General features: G+C 67.6%; 23 protein-coding genes and 2 pseudogenes. 16 read left to right on the top strand and 9 right to left on the bottom strand.

What is annotated here, in order from left to right; translation table 11 throughout:
* Window positions 1-4: 4 nt before the first annotated feature.
* The 3 genes from KY497_RS02230 to KY497_RS02220 are packed head-to-tail and all read right to left on the bottom strand — an operon-like array spanning window position 5 to window position 2,095.
* The gene (locus KY497_RS02230; protein WP_229778980.1) at window positions 5-430 is read right to left on the bottom strand and encodes a hypothetical protein; all 426 of its coding nucleotides are present in this window, start codon (window positions 428-430) and stop codon (window positions 5-7) included.
* A complete protein-coding gene (locus KY497_RS02225; RefSeq protein ID WP_219869712.1) occupies window positions 370-1,038 on the bottom strand; it encodes a DNA alkylation repair protein in 669 nt (222 codons plus the stop codon). The genes KY497_RS02230 and KY497_RS02225 overlap by 61 nt, the downstream gene beginning before the upstream one ends.
* Window positions 1,039-1,057: 19 nt before the next feature.
* A complete protein-coding gene (locus KY497_RS02220) occupies window positions 1,058-2,095 on the bottom strand; it encodes an aromatic acid exporter family protein (RefSeq protein WP_055869266.1) in 1,038 nt (345 codons plus the stop codon).
* A gap of 98 nt (window positions 2,096-2,193) precedes the next feature.
* Here KY497_RS02220 and KY497_RS02215 point away from each other — a divergent pair, with 98 nt between their 5' ends.
* From KY497_RS02215 to KY497_RS02165, 11 genes are all read left to right on the top strand, one after another.
* Window positions 2,194-2,772, top strand: a complete 579-nt coding sequence (locus tag KY497_RS02215; protein ID WP_055869267.1) for a TetR/AcrR family transcriptional regulator — start codon at window positions 2,194-2,196, stop codon at window positions 2,770-2,772.
* 185 nt (window positions 2,773-2,957) lie between these two features.
* Complete coding sequence (locus KY497_RS02210; RefSeq protein WP_258185816.1) at window positions 2,958-4,271, top strand: cytosine permease; 1,314 nt, start codon at window positions 2,958-2,960, stop codon at window positions 4,269-4,271.
* Complete coding sequence (locus tag KY497_RS02205; protein ID WP_219869710.1) at window positions 4,268-5,416, top strand: DUF917 domain-containing protein; 1,149 nt, start codon at window positions 4,268-4,270, stop codon at window positions 5,414-5,416. Before KY497_RS02210 ends, KY497_RS02205 begins: the two co-directional genes overlap by 4 nt.
* Window positions 5,416-6,966: a hydantoinase/oxoprolinase N-terminal domain-containing protein gene (locus tag KY497_RS02200; protein WP_219869709.1), complete on the top strand. Its 1,551-nt coding sequence runs from the start codon at window positions 5,416-5,418 to the stop codon at window positions 6,964-6,966. The genes KY497_RS02205 and KY497_RS02200 overlap by 1 nt, the downstream gene beginning before the upstream one ends.
* A 71-nt stretch (window positions 6,967-7,037) precedes the next feature.
* Complete coding sequence (locus KY497_RS02195) at window positions 7,038-8,150, top strand: DUF998 domain-containing protein (RefSeq protein WP_258185815.1); 1,113 nt, start codon at window positions 7,038-7,040, stop codon at window positions 8,148-8,150.
* Window positions 8,151-8,380: 230 nt separating this feature from the next.
* Window positions 8,381-8,584, top strand: coding sequence for a cold-shock protein (locus KY497_RS02190; RefSeq protein ID WP_017831237.1), 204 nt, complete (start codon window positions 8,381-8,383; stop codon window positions 8,582-8,584).
* Between the two features lie 192 nt (window positions 8,585-8,776).
* Window positions 8,777-9,802: an iron-siderophore ABC transporter substrate-binding protein gene (locus KY497_RS02185; RefSeq protein ID WP_055869272.1), complete on the top strand. Its 1,026-nt coding sequence runs from the start codon at window positions 8,777-8,779 to the stop codon at window positions 9,800-9,802.
* Between the two features lie 33 nt (window positions 9,803-9,835).
* Window positions 9,836-10,885: an iron ABC transporter permease gene (locus tag KY497_RS02180; RefSeq protein WP_219869708.1), complete on the top strand. Its 1,050-nt coding sequence runs from the start codon at window positions 9,836-9,838 to the stop codon at window positions 10,883-10,885.
* Window positions 10,882-11,964 carry an iron chelate uptake ABC transporter family permease subunit gene (locus tag KY497_RS02175; protein ID WP_141387222.1) on the top strand — a complete coding sequence of 361 codons (1,083 nt, stop codon included), beginning with the start codon at window positions 10,882-10,884 and terminating at the stop codon, window positions 11,962-11,964. The genes KY497_RS02180 and KY497_RS02175 overlap by 4 nt, the downstream gene beginning before the upstream one ends.
* Window positions 11,961-12,761, top strand: coding sequence for an ABC transporter ATP-binding protein (locus KY497_RS02170; protein WP_127481648.1), 801 nt, complete (start codon window positions 11,961-11,963; stop codon window positions 12,759-12,761). Before KY497_RS02175 ends, KY497_RS02170 begins: the two co-directional genes overlap by 4 nt.
* Window positions 12,751-13,713: a siderophore-interacting protein gene (locus tag KY497_RS02165; protein ID WP_219869707.1), complete on the top strand. Its 963-nt coding sequence runs from the start codon at window positions 12,751-12,753 to the stop codon at window positions 13,711-13,713. Before KY497_RS02170 ends, KY497_RS02165 begins: the two co-directional genes overlap by 11 nt.
* 110 nt (window positions 13,714-13,823) lie before the next feature.
* Here the strand turns inward: KY497_RS02165 and KY497_RS02160 are convergent, their stop codons facing one another.
* Window positions 13,824-14,645, bottom strand: a complete 822-nt coding sequence (locus KY497_RS02160) for an alpha/beta fold hydrolase (protein ID WP_219870281.1) — start codon at window positions 14,643-14,645, stop codon at window positions 13,824-13,826.
* 187 nt (window positions 14,646-14,832) lie between these two features.
* Here KY497_RS02160 and KY497_RS02155 point away from each other — a divergent pair, with 187 nt between their 5' ends.
* Both KY497_RS02155 and KY497_RS02150 read left to right on the top strand, forming a co-directional pair.
* On the top strand, window positions 14,833-16,086 hold the full coding sequence (locus tag KY497_RS02155) for an ISL3 family transposase (RefSeq protein ID WP_219869706.1): 1,254 nt from the start codon (window positions 14,833-14,835) through the stop codon (window positions 16,084-16,086).
* A gap of 251 nt (window positions 16,087-16,337) precedes the next feature.
* Window positions 16,338-17,374: pseudogene (locus KY497_RS02150) on the top strand (IS30 family transposase).
* A gap of 6 nt (window positions 17,375-17,380) precedes the next feature.
* On the opposite strand, the gene KY497_RS02145 reads toward KY497_RS02150, so the two are convergent.
* Window positions 17,381-18,037, bottom strand: coding sequence for a cation transporter (locus tag KY497_RS02145; protein WP_141388386.1), 657 nt, complete (start codon window positions 18,035-18,037; stop codon window positions 17,381-17,383).
* Complete coding sequence (locus KY497_RS02140) at window positions 18,034-18,393, bottom strand: helix-turn-helix transcriptional regulator (RefSeq protein ID WP_141388383.1); 360 nt, start codon at window positions 18,391-18,393, stop codon at window positions 18,034-18,036. The genes KY497_RS02145 and KY497_RS02140 overlap by 4 nt, the downstream gene beginning before the upstream one ends.
* Before the next feature lie 243 nt (window positions 18,394-18,636).
* Between KY497_RS02140 and KY497_RS02135 the strand changes: the two genes are divergently transcribed.
* Entirely contained in the window at window positions 18,637-19,410 is a 774-nt protein-coding gene (locus KY497_RS02135) for a hypothetical protein (protein WP_218682844.1), read from the top strand.
* A 215-nt stretch (window positions 19,411-19,625) separates the two neighbouring features.
* Here the strand turns inward: KY497_RS02135 and KY497_RS16575 are convergent, their stop codons facing one another.
* Together KY497_RS16575 and KY497_RS16870 are read right to left on the bottom strand one after the other, a co-directional pair.
* A complete protein-coding gene (locus tag KY497_RS16575) occupies window positions 19,626-20,105 on the bottom strand; it encodes a helix-turn-helix domain-containing protein (RefSeq protein WP_219869705.1) in 480 nt (159 codons plus the stop codon).
* Window positions 20,106-20,130: 25 nt separating this feature from the next.
* Window positions 20,131-20,346 carry a hypothetical protein gene (locus KY497_RS16870; RefSeq protein ID WP_219869704.1) on the bottom strand — a complete coding sequence of 72 codons (216 nt, stop codon included), beginning with the start codon at window positions 20,344-20,346 and terminating at the stop codon, window positions 20,131-20,133.
* A gap of 288 nt (window positions 20,347-20,634) precedes the next feature.
* On the opposite strand from KY497_RS16870, the gene KY497_RS02120 reads away from it, so the two are divergent.
* Complete coding sequence (locus tag KY497_RS02120) at window positions 20,635-21,201, top strand: TetR/AcrR family transcriptional regulator (protein WP_219869703.1); 567 nt, start codon at window positions 20,635-20,637, stop codon at window positions 21,199-21,201.
* A gap of 232 nt (window positions 21,202-21,433) precedes the next feature.
* Here the strand turns inward: KY497_RS02120 and KY497_RS02115 are convergent.
* Window positions 21,434-21,772: pseudogene (locus KY497_RS02115) on the bottom strand (amino acid permease); the annotation flags it as partial.
* A 223-nt stretch (window positions 21,773-21,995) separates the two neighbouring features.
* Between KY497_RS02115 and KY497_RS02110 the strand changes: the two are divergent.
* On the top strand, window positions 21,996-23,084 hold the full coding sequence (locus KY497_RS02110) for a VanZ family protein (protein WP_258185813.1): 1,089 nt from the start codon (window positions 21,996-21,998) through the stop codon (window positions 23,082-23,084).
* Window positions 23,085-23,094: the final 10 nt, after the last annotated feature.

Raw genomic sequence — 23,094 nt, 5'->3', positions numbered from 1 at the left:
CCGCTCAAGCGTTCAAGGCCGCCACGTGGCGGTTCACGGCGGAGCGGAGGAGGGCGAGGTTCGTCGCCTGACGGTCGGCTGCGAGGTAGATGAAGGTATCGCCCTCGATCATCTTGATCAGGTGCAGCTGGGTGTCGAGCGTCAGCAGCATGTCTTCGAGGGTGGCCTCGAGGCGGAGAGCGTCGATCGTCTTCCGCTTGTTCTTGACCATCTCGCTGTTGTACGCACTGGCGACGTCGAGGTCGAAGTCCGGTCGGACCGAGTGCGAAGCGAGCGGCAGGCCCGACTCGACGTCGACGACGGATGCGCCGATGAAGCCGTTGATGTCGCTCGCGATGTCGGCGATGAGTGCGTTCAGTTGATCTTGCGTCAGCCCTCGCGGCGCCGGACGATCTCGCCGATCCAGAGCGGTGCGAACGGCGAGGTGCACCCGGGTGCGGTCGGGTAGTCGGCGAGTACCTGCAGGCGCTCGCCGATCTCCAGCGCTCGTGCGCGGTGCTCCGGATGGAAGATGCCGATCGTGGCGAGGGTCTCGTTCATCGCCCACTGCAGCCGTGCGGGCGCATCCTTCATGTCCCGCTCGATCAGGTCGAGCAGGTGCGGCAGGTCCAGACCGTCGGAGTCCTTCGTCACGCGCACGGTCGTGAGAGACCAGGCCGCGGCGGCCACGGTCGGGTCGGCGTCGTCGAACCAGCGCAGCCGCAGCTCCTCGGCGAGCGGCGTCTTCTTGGCGACGTAGTTGACGAACCAGTCGTTGACCTTGGGCGGGCGTGTCTCGCGCAGCCTGGCATCGAGCTCGTCGGCGGTGAAGTCGCGCGGGCGGCAGATCAGCAGAGCCAGCAGTCGCGCGGGCGTCTCGCCGGTGGCCCACAGCTCCTGCGCGAGGGGCTGGTCGGTCTTGATCCGCTTCGCCAGTGCGCGCATCCGGCTGAGGTTGATGCCGTGGTCGTCGCCGCGCTTCTCGTTGGCGGCGCGCATCTTCGGGTCTTCCAGAGCGGCGAGTTCCCCGAGGGCTTCCGCGACGGTCATGTCGGACATGCCTCCAGGGTAAGCGGGGTCAGTCCTCGTCGAGCAGCTCTCCCCTGATCCGGCGCAGATCTTCCATGAGCGAGCCGATCAGGATCCAGTGCTGTGACGAGGGCGGACGGATCACGAGGGGAGCGGTGAGCGCGGGGATCGCCGAGGTCATGGTGTCGGGCTCCGGCGAGGCATCGGCGATCTGCACCGCCAAGCGCACATCGTGCCCGGCTCGCCGCAGCTGCTCGGCGATCGCGGCGACGGCGGGTTCCTCACCGATCTCATCGTCGTAGTGGTCGAAGTAGGCGCGGGTCATGCCGATCGTCTGGGTCACGATAGGGGAGAGCCGGTCGAGCAGCGCACGCATCTCCCGCAGATCGGCTCGGTGCGTCGAGCGGCGCGGGTTCAGGGTGAGCGACTCCTCCCCGGCGGCGATCGATGCCTCTGCGGCCTCCTTCATCGGCCGTAGCAGCCGCACCTCCAGCATCAGCTCCTGCAGCCTCGCCGGCGTCTGCGGCTCGGGCAGCGCGTCGGCCAGGCGGTCGAGGCTGGCGGCGAGCTCGCGGCCGAGCAGTCCCACATCTCGGCGAGCCGGTGCCACCAGAACCGGAGGCACGATCAGGGCGTTCACCACGATGCCGATCGCGACCCCGATCAGCGTCTCCACGATGCGTGCGAACGCGTACTCGGGACTCGACGACCCCAGCGCCAGCACCAGCATCGCCGAGATCGCCACCTGGTTGCCCGTGCCCGGCGAGGCGCGGAAGATCCACGCCACCAGCATCGCCACGACGATCGCCAGCAGCACGATCCAGCTCGGCGAGCCGAACAGCAGTCCCAGCCCGACGGCGATCACGACACCGGCGATCACTCCGATGCTGCGCTCGAGCGCCTTCGACAGCGACTGGTTCACGCTGGGCTGCACCACCAGCAGCGCGGCGATCGCGGCGAAGACCGGCAGCTGCGCGGGGAACACCCATCCGGCGATCAGCCACGCGGCGATCGTCGCCGCGGCCGACTTCACGACCTGCAGCAGCGGGGAGCGCTGGGAGGCGCGGATCGCGGCGGGGATGCGCATGCCCTCCACGGTAGTCGTGACGTCCTGTGCCCGTGGCTCTTGCGTCGCAGGGAGATGCGGGGTTACGCTCTGCCTAACTAATAGTCGTTAGGTAGATGATGACCAGAGCAACGATCCTCGCGGAGGCCCGCACGATCTTCGCGCGCCAGGGGTACGCCGAGACGAGCCTGCGCGAGATCGCCGAGGCCGTCGGGATCAAGACGCCCTCCCTCTACGCGCACTTCCCCAGCAAGGAGGCGCTGTACGCCGAGGTGTACGCCGGGGTCTCGGTCGATCACACCGCGTTCTTCGACGAGCTCCTCAGGAACAGCTCCGAGTTGGAGCCGCTCGCACGCCTGCACCACATCCTCGGGGGCATCGAGGCGTACTACCGCGACCGACCCGACCTCGCGGAGTTCAGCCTCAGGGCCGCTGTCACCGAGTACGGTCCCGGTGGCGAGCAGCTGCGACAGATCTTCCTCGACTCGGAGTCGACCCTCGCGGCCGCCGTGCGCCAGACCTATGAAGACGGTGTCGCGGCAGGCACCTTCGCCGCCGGTGACGCCGAGGGCTTCACGGCTCTGGTGTTCGTGGTGATGGACGGCCTCTTCCTCCAGCTCACCCACTACACGCCCGAGATCTACCGCGAGCGCTTCGATCAAGCCTGGCGACACCTCTCCACGATCCTGTCCCGATGAATCCCGCCGCACCGATGCGGCGGACACCATCGCCCCTCGCCGGCACGGAGCCACGAACTCCGACCCGGCATCGCACGACCCGGCCGCACAGACAGGCCGCCCCGACCCGCCCTGCGAGTCGTCCGCATTCCGGGAACCCGAATCCCCGCCGACGACTCGCAGGGCCACTTCTCAAGGAAAAGATGATGACCACCACCGACTATGAGCACGGCGTCGTGCCGCAGGACCAGCGCAAGAGCTGGCTGTCGATCGCCACCGTGTGGATTGCGATCGGCATCGACCTCTCCGGGGCGTTCCTCGGCGTCTCTCTCGCTTCCGGCATGGCCTTCTGGCCGGCGATCAGCGCGACGATGCTCGGATCTCTGCTGCTCGGACTCCTCGCGATGGCCTGCGCCTACGTCGGCGCCGCCACCGGGCTCTCCACCGCCATGATCTCCCGCGCCGTGTTCGGCCGCATCGGCGGCGCGATCCTCGCCCTGGCGATCGCCGTGAGTCTGGTCGGCTGGTACGCCGTGCAGGCCGGATTCTTCGGCGCGAACGCGCAGATCGCGTTCGCCGAGTTCACCGGCATCGACGTGCCGGTGCAGGTGTTCACCGCGATCGGCGGCGTGCTCATGGCGATCACCGCGTTCTGGGGCTACCGCTCCATCAACCGTCTCAGCACCCTCGCGGTGCCGCTGCTGCTTCTGCTGCTGGTCGTCGGCGTCATCGTCGCCTTCACGGTGAACGGTGCGGCGGGCCTCCAGGCCCCGGTCGAGGCGACCTTCACCTTCGGCGGGGCGGTGTCGCTCGTCATGGGCATCTTCATCCTCGGGGTCGTGCTCGCCCCCGACATGGCGCGGTGGGCGAAGACCCCGAAGCAGGCCATGATCGCCGGTTTCGTGGGGTTCTTCTTCGGCAACTCGATCATCCTGGTCGTCGCGATCCTGCTCGCCCGCATCATGGACGGCACCGAGCTGATGGCGATCTTCTTCGCGCTCGGCCTCGGCGGTGTCGCCGTGATCGTGCTGATCCTCGCGCAGTGGACCACGAACACGACCAACCTCTACTCGGCCGGACTCTCGTTCGCGTCGATCAGCGAGCGGCTGAGCCGTCGCACCGTCACGATCGTGCTCGGCGCCATCGGCATCATCGTCGGGGTGATCGGCGCTGCCGACTACTTCGTGCAGTTCATCCTCGTCATCGGCACGATCATCGCCCCCTACGGCGGCGTGTACCTGGCGTCGTTCTTCACGGGTCGAAAGACGGCGCGCTGGGCGCACGGCGCCACCGTGCCGCTGGTCGACGGCTGGTCCATCGCGGCCTGGGTGGTCGGGATCTTCGTGGCCGTCGCAACGACGAATCCGGCGGATGGTCCCGGCTTCGGCTGGTTCACCCTCACGTCGATCTCGGCTCTCGACGGACTCCTCGTGGGCTTCGTCGCGTATCTCGTGCTGCTGCCGCTGCGTCGTCGCGTGACGCCGGCGTCGGCCCCCGTCACGGATGAGGTGAGCGCATGAGCGCTGTCGTCACGACGCCTGTGATCACGGAAGCCGACATCGACGAGATCGCCCTCGGTGCCGCCGTGCTCGGCACCGGAGGAGGCGGCGACCCGCATGTCGGCTCCCTGATCGCCAAGCGACTCATCCGCCTGCACGGGCCGGTCCCGCTGATCGCCGTCGACGACCTGAAAGATGACGACTTCGTCATCCCGATCGGAGGGATCGGCGCCCCCTCCGTGAGCGTGGAGCGCATCCAGGCCGAGTCCGAGCTGCTCGCGGCCCTGCACGCTATCGAGCGCGCCGTGGGTCGCAAAGCGACAGCGGTGATGCCGATCGAGGTCGGCGGCGGCAATTCGATGATCCCGATCGCGGCTGCGGCCCTCGCTGGCCTCCCGGTGGTCGACGGCGATGCGATGGGTCGGGCGTTCCCCGAGGCGCAGATGGTCACCTTCCACCTGGCCGGTTACGGACCCGGCACGACCGTGCTGGTCGACCATCACGGCAATGAGGTGGTGAGCCGCCCGATCGACGGCGGATGGTCGGAGCGCATCGCGCGGGCCGTCACCGTCGAGATGGGCGGAGGGGCGACCATGATCGACTACGCATACGGCGGCGACGTCGTGCGCGAGTGCGCGATCCCCGGCACCCTCGGACTCGCTCAGCGCATCGGGCGCATCCTGCGGGGCCGGGATGCCGCCGGACGCGAGCTTCGCGATGATGAGCGCATCGACGCCCTGTGCGCCGACCTCGACGCCGTGCGGCTGTTCGACGGCAAGGTCGCCGATCTGCAGCGCGCCGTGGACGGTGGATTCACGCGCGGCGCGGCCGAGCTGGTCGGTGTCGGCGCCGACCGGGGGAGCGCGTTCCGTCTCGATTTCCAGAACGAGATGCTGCTCGGACGCCGCGACGGCGTGCTCGCGGCCGTGACCCCCGATCTGATCGCCGTGCTCGACCTGGCGACGGGCATGCCGATCACGACCGAGTCCCTCCGGTACGGCGCGCGGGTCGCGGTGATCGCGATCCCGTGCCACGACAAGTGGCGCACGCCCATCGGCCTGGAGACCGCCGGACCCGCCCACTTCGGGTACGACGTGGAGTGGGTTCCGGTCGAAGACATCGCGCAGCGCTCTGGTGCGCGCACGACGGATGAGGAGGCCGCGTGATGGCCGGCAGGTATCGCATCGGCATCGACGTCGGCGGCACGAACACCGACGCCGTCATCCTCGACGAGCGGCTCGACGTCGTCGCTTCGGTCAAGCGGCCCACCACAGCCGACACCGGCGACGGCGTGGCCGCGGCGATCGACGCGGTGCTCGCGGCCTCCGGCGTCGACGCCGCCCTCATCGGGCACGCCATGCTCGGCACCACCCACTGCACCAACGCGATCGTCGAGCGCCGCGGGCTCGGCCGCGTCGGCATCCTCCGACTCGGTGCACCGGCCACCACCGCCGTCCCTCCGCTGGAGGGGTGGCCGGACGATCTGCGTGCGGCGATCGGTGAGCACGCGCAGCTGCTGGCCGGCGGCTTCGAGGTCGACGGCCGGGTGCTCTCCCCTATCGATGAGGATGCCGTGCGCGAGGCCTGTGCACGGATGCGCGGCGAGGTCGACGCGGTCGCCGTCGTGGGGGTGTTCGCCCCGATCGACGAGAGCCAGGAGGAGCGGGTCGCCGCCATCGTCACGGAGGAGCTGGGTGTTCCCGTGTCGCGGTCGGCGCGCATCGGCTCGCTCGGCCTGCTCGAGCGCGAGAACGCGACCGTGCTGAACGCGGCGCTGATGCAGACGCTCCGGCAGATGGCCGCAGGCTTCGTGGCGGCCCTGCGCGAGCGCGGCATCCCCGCCACGCCCTACTTTGGCCAGAACGACGGCACCCTCATGCAGCTCGAGTACGCGCTCGAGTTCCCGGTGCTGACGATCGGGTGCGGGCCCACGAACTCCATCCGTGGCGCCGCGCACCTCTCCGGGGCGACGGATGCCCTGGTGGTCGACATCGGCGGCACCACGACCGACATCGGCGTGCTCGTCGACGGGTTCCCGCGCCAGTCGGCCCACGCGGTCGAGATCGGCGGCATCCGCACCAACTTCCGCATGCCCGACGTGCTGTCGGTCGGACTCGGCGGTGGCACGATCATCCGCGAGACCGAGTCGGGCACGACGGTCGGCCCCGACAGCGTCGGCTATCGGCTTCCTCAGGAGGGCCTGGCCTTCGGAGGAAGCACCCTCACGGCCACCGACATCGCCCTCGCGGTCGGCGGGGCCGGGATCGATGGTCTCGAGGCTCCCGCGGTTCCTGAGACGGTCGGCGCCGTGGCCTGGAGTGCGATGCGCGAGATCCTCGAGGACTCGATCGACCGGATGAAGCCGAACGCCGCACCGGTCCCGGTCATCCTGGTCGGGGGTGGCGGCATCATCGCTCCGACCGAGCTCGACGGGGTCGCCGAACTGATCCGCCCCGACCACTTCGGCGCGGCGAACGCAGTGGGCGCGGCCCTCGGCGAGGTCGCCGGGCAGGTCGAGAAGATCTACCGGGTCGACCCGTCCGACCAACGGGCCTCGCGCGCAGATGCCGCCGCCGAGGCGACCGAGCGCGCGCGGCTCGCGGGCGCGGACCCGGCGACGATCGAGGTCGTCGCGGTGGAGGAGCTGCCGGTGGCCTACTCCGACGGCACTGCCGTGCTCATCCGTGCCAGAGCGGTCGGTCGCCTGGCGGCCTGACCTCGGTTGACGGAATGACCTCGGAAGAGCGGGGCTTCCGCCCGTCACAGGTGCGTGCTTGCATGGGGCGCATGGAGCAGGACGCGAAGCTGCGCGGCGAGACGAAGGCGGTCTGGGCGACCGTCATCTGCTTCGGGGTCGGCGCGGCGGTCGCCGTGCTCATCCTGGCCGGTGACGCGCGCCCGCTCACGGGGGAGGGCGCACTCGCGATGCCGGCCGCCGTCATCGCGGGCGTGATCGCCTCCGCCGCCTTCCTCGCGAGCACGCTGATGCACCGCCGCGGGGAGACGAGGTCGATGCCGCGCTGGCAGGCGGTGATCTCCGACCTCTCGACGGGCGCCCTCACTGTGGCGTTCGGCGCCGTCGCGATGATGGGAGTGCTGCTCGCCGCCGAGGTGTTGGCTGCCGGTCTCCAAGGGCTGCAGCTCGCGGCGCTCGGCGGAGGGCTCCTGACGGGGGTGGTCTCGGCTGTCGGTGGACGCTTCGCGTTCGGAGCCGGTGTCGGCCTGCGCACAGCCGACCTCGCCGCGCTGCTGTTCGGCTTCCTCGTGATCGGCACGCTGTTCGCCATGGTGACCGCGGACGACCCGCGCTGGTGGGAGCGGAACTTCTCGCAGCTGGGCTCCGGGTCGTGGGCGTTCAACGGCACCCTCGTCGTGGCAGGTCTGCTCGTCGCGACCGTCGGTTCGTACATCGGGCGCGACCTGCACCGTCTGCGCGGCGACGGGGTCCTCTCCCGCATCGCCGTCGTCGTCGCGCTGTGGGCGGCGACCGGCGTCGCGCTCGCCGCGGTCGGGCTGCTGCCGCTGAACCGGGTGCCGATCCCGCATGACATCGCCGCCTTCGCGTCGCTCGTGCTGTTCGCCGTGGCGGCCGCGGCCACCGTGACCTCGATTCCCGGGCACCCTCGTGCGCTCCTGGTCACCTCGGTCGGCGTCGGGCTGCTCCTCGTGCTCGCACTCGTGCTGTGGATCCCGCTCGGCCTGTACTCGGCCACAGCGGTCGAGGCGATCGTCGTGGGGCTCGGACTGCTGTGGATGGCGACGCTCGTCCGCGTGCTCGCGATCGTCGCACCTGAGGGGTCCCGTCCCTCGGCGCGCCCGTCGCTGAGGCGCGCCCGGCATCCTTCGGGCGGGCCATCGGAAAGTCGGGGGCGCGCTCGCGGGGATGGCGTGGTACGGTAGGCAACGTGCCTCTTCCCGGAGGCGTCATTCATCACCGGCCCGCGAACGCTTGCTGCGACGTGTGTGGCCCGACATCTGGATCCGAATTCTGCGCCGATTGGTTCGGCACGGATCCCCTGAAAACTTCGCCCCTTCCGTTCGGAGGGAGGCTCACTCGTATCCTCCGGTTCTTCCGGTGCGATGCACAAGCCGTGTAAAACAGCGGCTAGATCAACAGAAAGTAGAAACACATGGCCACTGGCACTGTGAAATGGTTCAACGCGGAAAAGGGCTTCGGCTTCATCGCTCCCGATGACGGCTCGGACGACCTCTTCGCCCACTACTCGGCTATCGCCGGCTCCGGTTTCAAGGAGCTCCGCGAGAACCAGAAGGTCGAATTCGACGCTGAGCGTGGCCCCAAGGGCATGCAGGCGGCGAACATCCGCGCTCTCTGAGCGCGCGCTGACTTCCTGAAACCGGTCGGATCCTCACGGATCCGACCGGTTTTTTCGTGCCTCCGTCGTCGGAACCTCGGGAAGATCCGGGGTGAGGTTCACCTAACCTCCGTGTTAGATTAGGCCAGGCTTACCAAAGGCTGGGCGCTTCATCCGCGCCGCCCTCTCACCCCGAACCCGAAGGGAACGCCTGTGCGCACCTCTCGAATCCTCGCCATCGGCGCGGCCGCCGCGCTCGCCATCGGCCTCTCCGCCTGTGCGTCCTCCGCGCCGGAGTCGACTTCGACCACCGGCGGCAACCCCGCATCCGACGACGCCTTCCCCGTCACCGTCGAGCACGTCTACGGCGAGACCACGATCACCGAGAAGCCCGAGCGTGTCGCTACCGTCGCGTGGGCGAACCACGAGGTGCCGCTGGCACTGGGCATCGTTCCGGTCGGCATGAGCAAGGCGTCGTGGGGTGACGACGACGACAACGGCGTGCTGCCCTGGGTCGAGGAGAAGCTCGATGAGCTGGGCGCCGAGACGCCGGTGCTGTTCGACGAGACCGACGGCATCGACTACGAAGCCGTCGCCGATACCGAGCCCGACGTGATCCTCGCCGCCTACTCCGGCCTCACGCAGGAGGAGTACGACACCCTCTCCAAGATCGCTCCGGTCATCGCGTACCCGACGGTCGCCTGGGGCACCTCGGTCAACGACATGATCGAGATGGACTCCAAGGCCCTCGGCCTCGAGAAGGAGGGCAAGGCTCTGATCGAGCAGCTGGACGCCGACGCGCAGAAGGCGCTGGAGGCCAACAGCGTGCTGAAGGACAAGAAGGTCCTCTTCTCCTACATCGACCCGACAGACCTCAGCCAGGTCGGGTACTACACGGCGATCGACACCCGCCCCGGTTACCTCCACGGCCTCGGACTGCCGTTCCCCTCGATCGTCGAGGAGAACAAGGACAGCGACCAGTTCTACCTGACGGTCAGCGCCGAAGAGGCGCAGAAGTTCGATGACGTCGACCTGTTCATCACGTACGGCGATGAGACGATCATCCCCTTGCTGCAGGCCGACCCGCTGCTGTCGAAGATCCCCGCCATCGCCGAGGGGCGCATCGCCGTCCTTCCGGACGCCACCCCCATCGCGGCATCGGCGAACCCGTCGCCGCTGTCCATCCCGTGGGGCCTCAGCGACTACCTCGCGCTCCTGGCTGCACCGCTCGCGCCGTAGTCGTTCGATCCGCCGCAGCGGAGTGAATGCTCAGTGACCTCAGCAACCGTCATCGCACCGGCACCGGGCGCCGCAGACCTGCGGCGCCCGGTGCTGGTGAGAACCATCTGGCTCCTCGTCGGGATCGTGGTGCTCGTCGTCCTCAGCATCCTGTCGATCTCGTTCGGCGTGCGGGCGGTCTCCTTCGACGACATCGCGGCGGCCCTCACCGGCCGCACCGACACGATCGCCGAGGCCGCGATCGTCAAGCGCATCCCCCGCACTGTCCTCGCGCTCCTCGTCGGCGCGGCACTCGCCCTCTCCGGAGCGACCATGCAGGCGGTGACGCGGAACCCCATCGCCGACCCCGGCATCCTCGGCGTCTCGAACGGCGCCTCGCTGGCCGTCGTGTGCGGCATCGCCTTCTTCGGCCTCGCCGATCCCTACGGGCAGATGGCCTTCGCGATCGCGGGAGCCGGGATCGCCGCTGTCTTCGTCTACACGGTCGGATCGCTCGGCCGCGGGGGAGCGACTCCCCTCAAGCTCGCCCTCGCGGGTGCCGCCACCTCGGCCGCCTTCGCCTCGCTCATCAGCGCCGTCATGCTCCCTCGCGTCGATCTGCTGCAGACGTTCCAGTCCTGGCAGATCGGCGGCGTCGGCGGGGCGGAGTGGCCGCGCATCGCCCTCACGGCACCCGTCCTCGCCGTCGGCGCCCTCATCTGCTCCCTCTGCTCCCGGGGGATGAACTCCCTCGCGCTCGGCGACGAGATGGCCAAGGGGCTCGGCGAGAACGTCTTCCGCACGCGCCTGATCTCGGCGCTGGGTGCGGTGATCCTCGCGGGAGCCGCCACCGCGATCGCGGGGCCCATCGGCTTCGTCGGATTGATCATCCCGCACGTGTGCCGCATGCTCGTGGGCACCGATCACCGTTGGCTGCTCCCGTTCTCGGCCATCGCCGGTGCCGCGCTGCTGACCGCGAGTGACATCGTGGGTCGCGTGATCGCCCCGTCGTCGGAGGAGATCCAGGTCGGGATCATCACCGCCATCATCGGAGCGCCGTTCTTCATCTGGATCGTCCGTCGGCAGAAGGTGCGTGAGCTGTGAGGTCGACCGAACACGCCGTGCACACCCTCGACCGGGTGGACGAGCCGGCATCTGCCCGGATCGCCAGGATCGTCGCGGGCCGTCGCTCGCGTCACCGTCGGCACGCGGTCGCCACGGTCGTCCTCGGCGTCCTGGTGCTCGCCCTCTTCGCGGTCGCTCTCATGGTGGGAAACACGTTCTACACGCCCGACGAGGTGATCCGCGTGATCCTCGGTGAGACCGTGCCCGGTGCTTCGTTCACCGTCGGCGACCTGCGGCTGCCGCGAGCGGTGCTCGCCGTCCTCACCGGGATCGCCTTCGGCATGGCGGGTGTCTGCTTCCAGACGATGCTGCGCAATCCGCTCGCGTCTCCCGACATCATCGGCATCTCGAACGGTGCCGGTGCCGCGGCCGTGTTCGGCATCATCGTGCTCTCGGTCAACGGTCCTGTCGTGTCGCTGCTCGCCCTGGGCGGCGCCGTCGCCACGGCCCTGGTGATCTATCTGCTCTCGATCAAGGGCGGCTTCGCCGGCACCCGACTCATCCTGATCGGGATCGGGGTCGCGGCGATGCTGCAGAGCATCATCTCGTACATGCTGTCGAGGGCGGCGAACTGGGACATCCAGACCGCGATGCAGTGGTTGACCGGAAGCCTCAACAACGCATCGTGGGAGCGCGTGCTCCCGATGGCGATCGCCGCGGTGGTCATCGTGCCGCTGATGCTGTCGCAGGGGCGTTCGCTCGGAGCCCTCCAGCTCGGAGACGACTCGGCGGCGGGCCTCGGCATCCGGGTCAACGCCACGCGCCTGCTGCTCATCCTCGGTGCGGTCGCGCTCCTCGCTTTCGCGACCGCGGCCACCGGTCCCATCGCCTTCGTCGCGTTCATGGCCGGACCCATTGCGGCGCGCATCACGGGTCCGGGGGCGAATCTGCTCCTGCCGTCGGCCTTCGTCGGCGCCGCGCTCGTGCTCGGCGGCGACCTGATCGGACAGTTCGCCTTCGGCACCCGCTACCCCGTCGGCGTCATCACCGGCGTGGTCGGCGCGCCCTATCTGATCTACCTGCTCATCCGCACCAACCGCTCCGGGGGTTCGCTATGACCGTCTCGCACAGCCTGTCGGCCGAGGGGGTGACGCTCGCCTACGGCGACCGCACCATCATCGACGGCCTCGACCTGCAGATCGCGCCCGGTCGCATCACCACCATCGTGGGCGCGAACGGATGCGGCAAGTCGACGCTGCTGCGCGCGCTCGCCCGCCTGCTGTCTCCGAGCGAAGGCCAGATCGTGCTCGACGGCACCTCGGTGCACACCCGCCCCACCAAGGAGGTCGCGCGCATCCTCGGTCTGCTGCCGCAGTCGCCCGTCGCGCCGGAGGGCATCGCCGTCGCCGACCTCGTCGGTCGCGGAAGGCACCCGCATCAGAAGATGCTCGCGCGGTGGAGCACCCACGACTACGAGGTGGTGGCGGATGCCCTCGACGCGACCGGCATCTCCGACCTCGCCGACCGCAGCGTCGATGAGCTCTCTGGCGGTCAGCGCCAGCGCGTGTGGATCGCGATGGCGCTCGCGCAGGAGACCGACATCCTGCTGCTGGACGAGCCGACGACGTTCCTCGACGTCGCCCACCAGGTCGAGGTGCTCGATCTGCTCACCGATCTGAGCGTCTCGCGCGGCACGACCATCGTGATGGTCCTCCACGACCTCAACCTCGCCGCCCGCTATGCGGACGAGCTGGTGGCCATGAAGGACGGTCGGGTGCACGCGGCGGGGGCCCCGAAGGACATCGTCACCGCCGAACTCGTCGAAGAGGTCTTCGGCCTCGCCAATCAGATCACCATCGATCCGGTCTCCGGCAAGCCGATGGTCACACCCATCGGGAGGCACCATGTCCGCTGAGACGACCACGACCGACCGTCCGACCTACATCCTCACCCGCGCCGAGGTGCGGGCCGTCGTGCGCGTCTCGCCCTCGTTCGTGCGGGTGACCTTCGGCGGCGACGAGCTGAGCGAGTTCGGCACGCCGGGTGAGGTGTTCGACAGTCGCATCAAGCTGGTCTTCCCGCCCGCGACCGGTGTTCTTCCCGACCTCGACCGGGCATCGGACAACTGGTGGCAGGCCTTCCTCGCGGTGCCGGAGGAGGAGCGCGGATCGATGCGCACCTACTCCGTGCGCGAGCTGCGCGTCGACGACGAGACCGGGACCGAGGTCGACGTCGATTTCGTGCTGCACCTCGAGCCGGGCCTGACCGGACCCGCGTCGCTGTGGGCGAGCCAGGCCGCGGTCGGGCAGGAGCTGTACCTGGTCGGACCGCGTCGCGGCGTCGATGTCGGCGCGCACGGTGGCGCCGAGTTCGCCCCCGGCACCGCCGCATCGGTCGTGCTCGCGGGTGACGAGACGGCCGCTCCGGCGATCGCCCGCATTCTGGAGGACGCACCTCGTGGCCTGCGCGGCGTCGCCTTCATCGAGGTGCCGTCGCCCGCCGACATCCTGCGCATCGACGTGCCGACCGGCGTCGAGGTGCACTGGCTGCCGCGCGATGCCGGTGAGCCGCACGGCCTGCGCCTGATCCCCGCCGTGGTCGGCTACCTGGGTGACGCCGACGCCACGGACGAGATCCGGGTGAAGGACATCGACGGCGAGGACCTGCTGTGGGAGACGCCGGACTACTCCGGGCTCGGCGAGGAGATCGCCGCGGCTGATGCTCCGGTCGAGCGCTACTTCTGGATCGCGGGGGAGAGCGGCGTGGTCACCACTCTCCGTCGCCACCTGGTCAAGGACCTGGGCATCGATCGTGGTCAGGTGGCCTTCATGGGCTACTGGCGTCGCGGTGTCGCCATGCGCGGCTGAGGCACTGCCGGCGTCGGCCTGATCGCACATCGCCCCCGTCGCACTCTCCGTCGCTGTCGAGGATCTCGAGCGACCGGAAGGGCGACGGCGGCGGATGCGGCGCGGAGGACCTACTTCGCGAGGAAGGTCTTCAGTGCGGAGTTGACCTCGTCGGCGTGGGTCCACAGCAGACCGTGCGGAGCTCCCTCGACCTCGACGTAGTCGGCCTCCGGCACCGCCTGGTGGAACCGGCGGGCGGTCGCGTCGATCGGGAGGATGTTGTCCTTCGTGCCGTGCAGGATCAGCGTGGGCTTGCCGGCGGCGCGCACGGCCTCCACGTCGGAGCGGAAGTCCTCGATCCATGCCGGCACGACCGCGTAGGCGGCCACGGGGGCACTGCCGATGGCCACATTCCAGCTGCCGGTGACGGCCTGCTCGCTGATGCGCGATCCGAGGTTCTCGTCGAGGTTGTAGAAGTTCTTGTAGAAGTCGGTGAACCACGCGAAGCGGTCGCCCTTGCCGGCAGCCGCGATGCCGTCGAAGACCTCCTGCGGAACACCCTCGGGGTTGTCGTCGCGCTGCACGAGGAACGGTTCGAGCGAGGCGAGGAAGGCGAGCTTCGCCACGCGCTCGTGGCCGTAGCGGGCGAGCTCTCCCGTTCCCATCGAGAAGCCGACGAGAACGACGTCGCGCAGGTCGAGTGTCTCCAGCACCGTGTGGAGGTCGGCGGCGAAGGTGTCGTAGTCGTAGCCGGTGTTGACCTTCGACGATCCGCCGAACCCACGGCGGTCGTAGGTGATGACGCGATAGCCCTGTGCCAGCAGCTCGCGGGTCTGGCGCTCCCAGCTGTGGCCGTCGAGCGGATAGCCGTGGATCAGGACGACGGGCTGACCCGATCCCTGGTCTTCGTAGTAGAGCTCGATCGGGGTGCTGTTCTCGTTGCCGACGGTGATGTAACCGGCTCTTGGGACATTCGGTGGGGGTAGGGCTCGCCGGGCGATGATCGGCGGGTAGGGGTCGAGGTCCCCGAGGATCAGAAGCGCTAACCACCTGATCGATCACGAGGACCCCGACGTGCTTCACCCTACTTCGGGGTGCGCTGACGCGCGCTCTGCCGCTGATCCGTGTTCCCGCTGTGACTTGCTGCTCGGTCTGGACGGGGTCCATGTCGAGCACGTCGACCGTCGCGACGGGCTGCTGGTGGTGACGGTCTCGACGCCGGCGGCGCCGATCGGCTGCGCTTCGTGCGGGGTCGTCGCGACGGGTCGTGGGCGTCGACGCCGGCTGCTGCATGACGTGCCCGGGACGACGCGGGTGCGGATCGTGTGGCGGCAACGCGTGTGGCGGTGCGGTGACGATGGTTGCGCGAAGAAGACGTTCGTGGAGCAAGTGCCCACTTTGGTCGCTCGGCGCGGGTCGATCACGAAGCGCGCCGTCGGCTGGGCGATCGGGCAGCTGCGTCGTGAACACGCCACGGTTCATGGCTTGGCTCGGCAGCTGGGGACGTCGTGGAAGACGGTGTGGCGCGCGGTCGAACCCGAGCTGGTGCGGCTCGCCGCCGACGAAGCCCGGTTCGAGGGTGTCACGACGCTTGGCGTCGATGAGCATGTCTGGCATCACGTCGACCCGCGCAAACGGGGCCCGAAGGAGCTGACCGGGATGGTCGACCTGAGCCGCGATAGTGCGGGAAAGACGCGGTCCAGGCTGCTGGATCTGGTGCCGGGCAGGTCCGGGAAGGCGTATGCGTCCTGGCTCGCAGACCACGGCGACACCTTCCGCAAGAACGTGCGGGTGGCAGCTCTCGATCCGTTCGCCGGCTACAAGACCGCGATCAACGACAAGCTCGAGGACGCCACAGCGGTGCTCGACGCGTTCCACGTCGTCAAGCTCGGCACCGCCGCGGTCGACGAGGTCCGCCGTCGGGTGCAACAGGACACCCTCGGGCATCGGGGCCGGAAGGGCGATCCGCTCTACGGGATCCAGACCATCCTCCGCGCCGGAGCGGAGAACCTCACTGACAAGCAGCGAGTCAGGCTGACCACCGCGATCGAGGCCGACCCCGCGCACGACGAGGTGTTCGTCGCGTGGCAGTGCGCACAGCAGCTGGGCTCCGCCTACCACACGAAGGACCTCGCCGGAGGGCAGCGGATCGCCGAGAAGGTCGTCGACACGTTTCACACCTGCCCGATCCCCGAGATAGCCCGCCTCGGCCGGACGTTGCTCCGCTGGCGCTCAGCATTCCTGGCGTACTTCACGACCGGGCGATCATCGAACGGGGGCACCGAAGCGGTGAACGGGATCATCGAGCTCCACCGACGCCTCGCTCGCGGCTACCGCAACCGAGACAACTACCGGCTCCGGATGCTCCTCGCCGCCGGCGGACTCACCCAATGACCCCCACCGGATGTCCTTGAGTTCTATTGGTCGTCGCAACACCTGATCGAATCCAGGAGTTGCAGATGGCTTTTGACGTCCGCGCTGATCGGTCCCCACAAGGGCCGAAGCCGCTCCTCGCGGAGCGAACGAAGTTCTTCGAGCTGATCTCGAATGGGTACGGTTTCAGGGAAGCCGCGAAGATCGTGGGTGTGACATATCGCACGACGAAGCGGTGGCGCTCAGGCGACAACAGAACGAAAAAGGCCGGTATGGTCGCACCCATCGGGGAGCGACCATACCGGCCTCGTTTGTCGTCTCGGTACTTGAGTGAGCGCGACCGTGTCTTCATCGCAGATCGGGTGCTCGCCGGATGGTCGCTGAGAGCGATCGCGGCGGAGATGAAACGCAGCCCATCGACCATCAGCCGTGAGATCTCACGCAACGCCCATCCTGACAGCGGTGACTACCGGCCGTATGCCGCACAGGCACGCGCAGATTCTCGCCGGCCGCGTCCGAAGGTGGGCAAGATCGCCGGCAACGGCGAACTGCGCGCCTTCGTGCAGGCGAAACTCGATCTGCGATGGAGTCCGGAACAGATCTCCCGAACCTTGCACCGAGAGTTCCCCGACAGGGAAGAGATGCGCGTTGTGCACGAAACCATCTATCTCGCCCTCTACGTTCCCGCTCGTGGAGGACTACGACGCGAATTGCATCGTGCGCTACGCACAGGCCGTGCTCGGAGAAAATCGCGCCGTCAGTCTCAGCGGCGCCAGCCCCGATATCGCGACCCAATGGTGATGATCTGCGATCGCCCGCAGCAAGTCGACGCACGAAAGGAGGCAGGGCATTGGGAGGGGGATCTCATCGTCGGCAAGAACAACCGTTCAGCGATCGGAACACTCGTTGAGCGCGTTACCCGCTATGTGATGCTGGTCCATCTGCCGAGAGATCACGGAGCAGATGCCATGCTCGAGGCGCTCACTTCGACGATCGAGCGTCTGCCCGCACATCTCCGCCGCTCGCTGACTTGGGATCAAGGTAGCGAGATGGGCAAGCACCGTTCGTTCACCGAGGCGACGTCGATGCCGGTCTACTTCTGTGATCCTGCCTCACCATGGCAACGAGGGAGCAACGAGAACACGAACGGCCTCTTGAGGCAGTACTCCCTAAGAGCACGGATCTGAGCGTTCACGACGCGCAAGAACTCGCAGCTGTCGCTCGCGAGTTGAACACCCGTCCACGCAAGACGCTCGACTGGGAAACGCCAGCCGAGCGCCTTGCGCCGCTCTGGGAGGTTGCCGCCTGAGAACGATCAGTCGTCGTCATCCTCGCCGTCAAGATCTTCGAGCACCTCGAACGGAGACTCCACGTCCCCGCGCCATGCCTCGATACCTTCGCGGATTGCCAGAACAGCAACGACGAGCGCGGCGACAGAGTCCGCCCACCACCAACCGAACAGCGAGTTCAGTATCAGGCCGATGAACACTGCCCCCGAGAGGTAGATGCAGAGGATGAGCTGCTTCGCGTCCGCCATCACGCTCTTCGAATCGAGCTCGCGCCCGGTGCGAACCTCGAACCAGGCGAGAAGTGGCATGATAATCAGGCTCAGAGCAGTGATCCCCAGCCCCAGCGGGCTGTGTTCCGGACCCTCCTGGCTGATCAGACTCACAACGGCGTCGACCGTGACATAGGCGGCGAGAGCGAAGAACGCCAGGCCGATCGCTCGGACGGTGACCTTCTCCCACCGCTCGGGGTCTTTCCTCGTGAACTGCCAGGCGATCGCCGCCGCGGAAAGCACCTCGACGACCGAATCCAGCCCGAACCCGATCAGCGCCGCCGACGAAGCGAGGGTTCCAGCCCAGATTGCGACGATCGCTTCGATGACGTTATAGGAGATCGTGAATCCGACGATGAAGCGAACGCGGCGATGAAGCTTCGATCGCCGCGCGGCGGTCAGAGAAGCGCTCATGCGTCTGCTCCCGTCCCGCAGCATCCGGGCACAGAGCACGACGCATCCACGCACGGAGCGTTCTCATCAACGGCCAGCGTCACATCTACGAGAGTCTTCAGTGCTGCGGAGAGATGCGGGTCCGCGATCTCGTAACGCGTCTGGCGACCCTCGGGCTCGGCGACCACGATCCCGCAGTCGCGGAGACACGTCAGATGGTTCGAAACGTTCGATCGAGACAGCTCAAGCGACCTCGAGAGCACCGCCGGATAGCTCGGCGCTTCGAGCAGCGACATCAGAATTCGGGAACGTGTGGGATCGGCCATCGCGCGGCCGAGCCTGTTCATCACATCAAGGCGAGAGGCAATAGTCAGCATGCAATGACTATACATTGAACGCTGACCTATCCTCCAGTTAAGCTAGACATCCGCCGTGTTGCGACGATCGCCAGAATTCGCCGTCCGAAGAGCCCGTTTGACGCCCATCGAGTTCGAGACCATCATGAACACGACCGTCGCACTGGCGGCGTGACTACAACCTGTCACCTATTCGTGCAGCAGTCCCGACAACCCAGGCACTACCGTGACGATCATCACCACGCAGTGACATGAGATGAATGTATGAAATTCGAGACCTGCTTTTATTTGGATCACCCGGCTTCAGCCGATCTCATCATGGCCTTTGCTGCGACCTTCGACGGTCGGCTGAATAAGATGTTGATCACTGATGCGCATTTGAAGACGCGCACCTGGGCCCCAAAACAGGAAAGAATTGCGCAAGCGCTGACTGCTGAGGATCCCCCGGTCAACATTATGTTGTTTGAGAAGGGGAAGGATGAAAGCAGCGGCGACAGTTGCTACCTCCAAATGACGCGCTGGCCAAGCGTATCTAGCGGGGATGATGTATTCTCGCTGGTTGTAGGAGCGCCAACCCAAGACGAAAAGGTGCTCGTTACGGAGTGGTGGCACCTGGCTTCTGATGCGGGGCTGAGGTCCGGAAATGGCTACCTTCAGGGAACTCCCAGCTATGATATTCTCTACGGAATGCAGGGGGCTCCCAGTCCCCGTGAACCCAACGATGTCTGGCGCAGCTTCAGCGACACGCGTCAGCGTTATTTGAAGGATCCCACCAGCTTTCACCCTGTGGTGCAGGGAAAAATGCTGCGCAATGTTCTGCGGTACAACTTCATGCCCTCGTCGCTGGCGGATACCGTGGCAGAGGTGCTGAAACAGGCAGGGCTGCCTGCGGATGGATTTTCGGCCTATCCGAAGGACCGGGTGGTGTGGTCGGTTCCGGACCCGGATGCGCAGCGCGCCGCGCATGATGTTCTGTTCCAGAAGGGTCTGGTCTGGGAACCGGTGTGGATAGATCTCGCGGCCTATCGTTCGCGCTGAACAGCCGCGCGCGCCCCGAACGAAGGCTTCATCCGTCCCACAGAACCCGGAAGCAACGCGGCTTTCGGCGGGCTTTGGATTTTTCGGGTGTGAAAGGCTTTCCGCATGAAGCGCCCCGGGTTCGGTGGGGTGACGTCCCGCTGTGTGGTGGAGAATCTCGACATCGTGCGGGATCAGCTGTGTTGATTATGGGCTCTTCGGACATCCGGTGGGGGTCATTGGGTGTCCTCGAGCTTGTCGTTGATCGCGGTCTTGTAGCCGGCGAACGGATCGAGAGCTGCCACCCGCACGTTCTTGCGGAAGGTGTCGCCGCGGTCTGCGAGCCAGGACGCATACGCCTTCCCGGACCTGCCCGGCACCAGATCCAGCAGCCTGGACCGCGTCTTTCCCGCACTATCGCGGCTCAGGTCGACCATCCCGGTCAGCTCCTTCGGGCCCCGTTTGCGCGGGTCGACGTGATGCCAGACATGCTCATCGACGCCAAGCGTCGTGACACCCTCGAACCGGGCTTCGTCGGCGGCGAGCCGCACCAGCTCGGGTTCGACCGCGCGCCACACCGTCTTCCACGACGTCCCCAGCTGCCGAGCCAAGCCATGAACCGTGGCGTGTTCACGACGCAGCTGCCCGATCGCCCAGCCGACGGCGCGCTTCGTGATCGACCCGCGCCGAGCGACCAAAGTGGGCACTTGCTCCACGAACGTCTTCTTCGCGCAACCATCGTCACCGCACCGCCACACGCGTTGCCGCCCACACGATCCGCACCCGCGTCGTCCCGGGCACGTCATGCAGCAGCCGGCGTCGACGCCCACGACCCGTCGCGACGACCCCGCACGAAGCGCAGCCGATCGGCGCCGCCGGCGTCGAGACCGTCACCACCAGCAGCCCGTCGCGACGGTCGACGTGCTCGACATGGACCCCGTCCAGACCGAGCAGCAAGTCACAGCGGGAACACGGATCAGCGGCAGAGCGCGCGTCAGCGCACCCCGAAGTAGGGTGAAGCACGTCGAGGTCCTCGTGATCGATCAGGTGGTTAGCGCTTCTGATCCTCGGGGACCTCGACCCCTACCCGCCGATCATCGCCCGGCGAGCCCTACCCCCACCGAATGTCCCAAGAGCCATGTAACCCATGATCCTGATCCTTTCGATCCCGGTGAGAACGATCGTTCTCGCTCGATGTCTCCAATGTAGAGAACGTTCGTTCTCGCGTCAAGTAGACTTCTGGTCATGACCGAAGACGAGGCCCGCGAGCGCATCCTCACCGCCGCCGAAGAGCTTTACTACCGCAAGGGGTACGCGGCCGTGGGCATGGACGAGCTGCGTCAGTTCGCCGGGGTCTCGTTGCATCGCCTCTACTCGCTCTTCCCCGCGAAGACCGACATCGTCGCGGCGGTCCTCGAGCGCAAGCACGCCCAGTGGGAGTCGGGGCTGTCGGAGGCGGTGGCGGGGGCTGGTGACGATCCTCGTGCGCGGCTGCTCGCCGTCTACGGATACCTCGAGAACTGGTTCTGCGCCGACGACTTCCGCGGCTGCGCCTTCATCAACGCATTCGGCGAGCTCGGCGGCACGAATCCCGAGGTCGCCGAGATCGTGCGCGCACACAAGGCGTCGTTCCAGCAGTACATGGCAGACCTGGTCGCCGAGACGGGCGCTCCCGCGGCGCTCGCCCCACAGCTGTCGATCCTCGCCGAGGGTGCGCAGAGCACGGCCGCGATCTCCGCCGATCCGGCCGTCGCCGTGCAGGCTCGGGGTGCCGCCGAAGTCCTGATCGACGCGGCGTTCGCTCGCTCCTGATCCGAGAGGCGCATTTGCCTCACCTGGTTAGCGAAACGGGGATCGGGTGTCAACCCCGATGAGCTCCGCTCGCGGTCCCCGTATCGTTCGACGCATGGAATCACGCACGAAGGGCAGGGAGGGCTGCGGATTCGTGCAGTCGAACCCGACGAGGTCGCAGGGGTTCTCGGCGTAGTGCACGCCGGTGATGAGGGCGAGGGCGGTGAGCCCGGCGAAGAGGCAGATGGCGATCGAGCCCCGGCACGGCCGAGATGATGTTGTCGACACCGGAGGCGACCGACACGGCCACGGTCAGCACGTAGTCGACCAGGAGTGCCGCGGCCACGATCACGCCGGGGATCTCGCCGAGGTTCTTCGACGCGACCTCGTAGTCGCCACCGCCCGACGGGTACGCCTTGATGAGCTGGCGGTAGCTGAGCACGACCACGATCAGCAGCACGACGACGGCGATCGCGACGAGTGGCGTGAACGACAGGAAGGTGAGCCCGCCGATCAGCAGGATCATCACCAGCTCCTGCGGGGCGTAGGCCACCGAGCTGAGGGCATCGGATGCGAAGATCGGCAGAGCCATGCGCTTCGGGAGCAGCTGGTCGTCGACCTGCTGACTCGTCAGCGGTTCTCCGATGAGGATGCGCTTGGCGCGCGGCGGTGCGTCCGCGGCCTCCCTGTTTTCGTTGGCAGGTCGGGCGACACTACGCCTCCTGATGGCATCCTCACGCGATCCTCACGGAATCCCTACGGTGGGATGTGCGGTCCTCACGCAATCCTCACGGGCGCGGCTACACTGGCACGCGGTGGAAGATCAAGTGTTGCTCGGATTCATCGCGATCGCGGTGGGGGTGGCTTTCGGCATCCTTCTGTTCGTGCCGTTCGTGGCGGTCAGCTACCGGCGGCGCGGGCGACTCGGCTTCGGGCGCACGCTGCTCTGGCTCGCGGCCCTCATCTACTTCTGGGCCATCTGGACCTACACCCTGCTTCCGCTGCCCGACCCCGACACGATCCGCTGCGTGGGGGCGATTACCGATCCAATGTCGGTCGTGCGCGACGTGCAGAAGGCCCTCGCGGCGCCGGGGAACCCGCTGCGGCACCCGGCCCTGCTGCAACTGGTGTTCAACGTGGTGCTGTTCGTGCCGCTCGGCTTCTTCGTCCGCGTGCTCGCCGGCCGCGGCATCCTGACGGCGCTGGCCGCAGGCCTCGGTCTGTCGTTGCTGGTCGAGACCACGCAGCTGACCGGTGTGTGGGGCGTCTACCCGTGCGCGTACCGCTTCTTCGACGTGGGTGACCTCATGACGAACACGCTGGGCGCCGTCGTCGGGTGCGCAGTGGCCCTCCTCGTCCCGAGGGCGCTGCGCGGCGCGAAGGCGAGCCCCGACGCTGACCTCCCGCGTCCTGTCACCCGCGGTCGCCGGGCCCTCGCGATGCTGTGCGATGGCCTCGCCTTCGGGTTCCTGAGCGTGGGCGTCAGTGTGTCCGTGCAGCTGTGGCTGCAGTTCGTGGCCGACGATCGCGCAGCGGTGCTCGACGGCGGCCTCGCGTCCGCCGCGGGAACCATCGTCCCTTCGGCCCTTTTCCTGGTGCTGATCCTGATCAGCGGGCGCTCGATCGGTGACATCGCCGTGCAGCTGCGGTACACGGGCTCACCCCTGCCGGCGCCGTTCGCCCGGCTCCTGCGGTGGACGGGCGGCATCGGCGGGCTCAGCGCGCTCGCACTGCTGGGGGGATTCTTCGATCTCGCCTCGTCGCTCCTGATCCTCGTCGCGATCGTGATGCTGTTCACCACCCGCTTCGGGCGGGGGCTCCCCGGCGTCCTCTCCGGTCAGCATCTCGTCGACGCCCGCGCGGACATCAGGGATCCACAGCGGTTTCCGATCACGACGCCGTAACGTGCGAGGG

Origin of the sequence: Microbacterium sp. PAMC22086, assembly GCF_019443525.1 — a bacterium.
Classification (GTDB): Bacteria; Actinomycetota; Actinomycetes; order Actinomycetales; family Microbacteriaceae; genus Microbacterium; species Microbacterium maritypicum.
The sequence above is the reverse complement of the archived record's forward strand: the minus strand, read 5'-3'. Positions and strand labels throughout refer to the sequence as shown.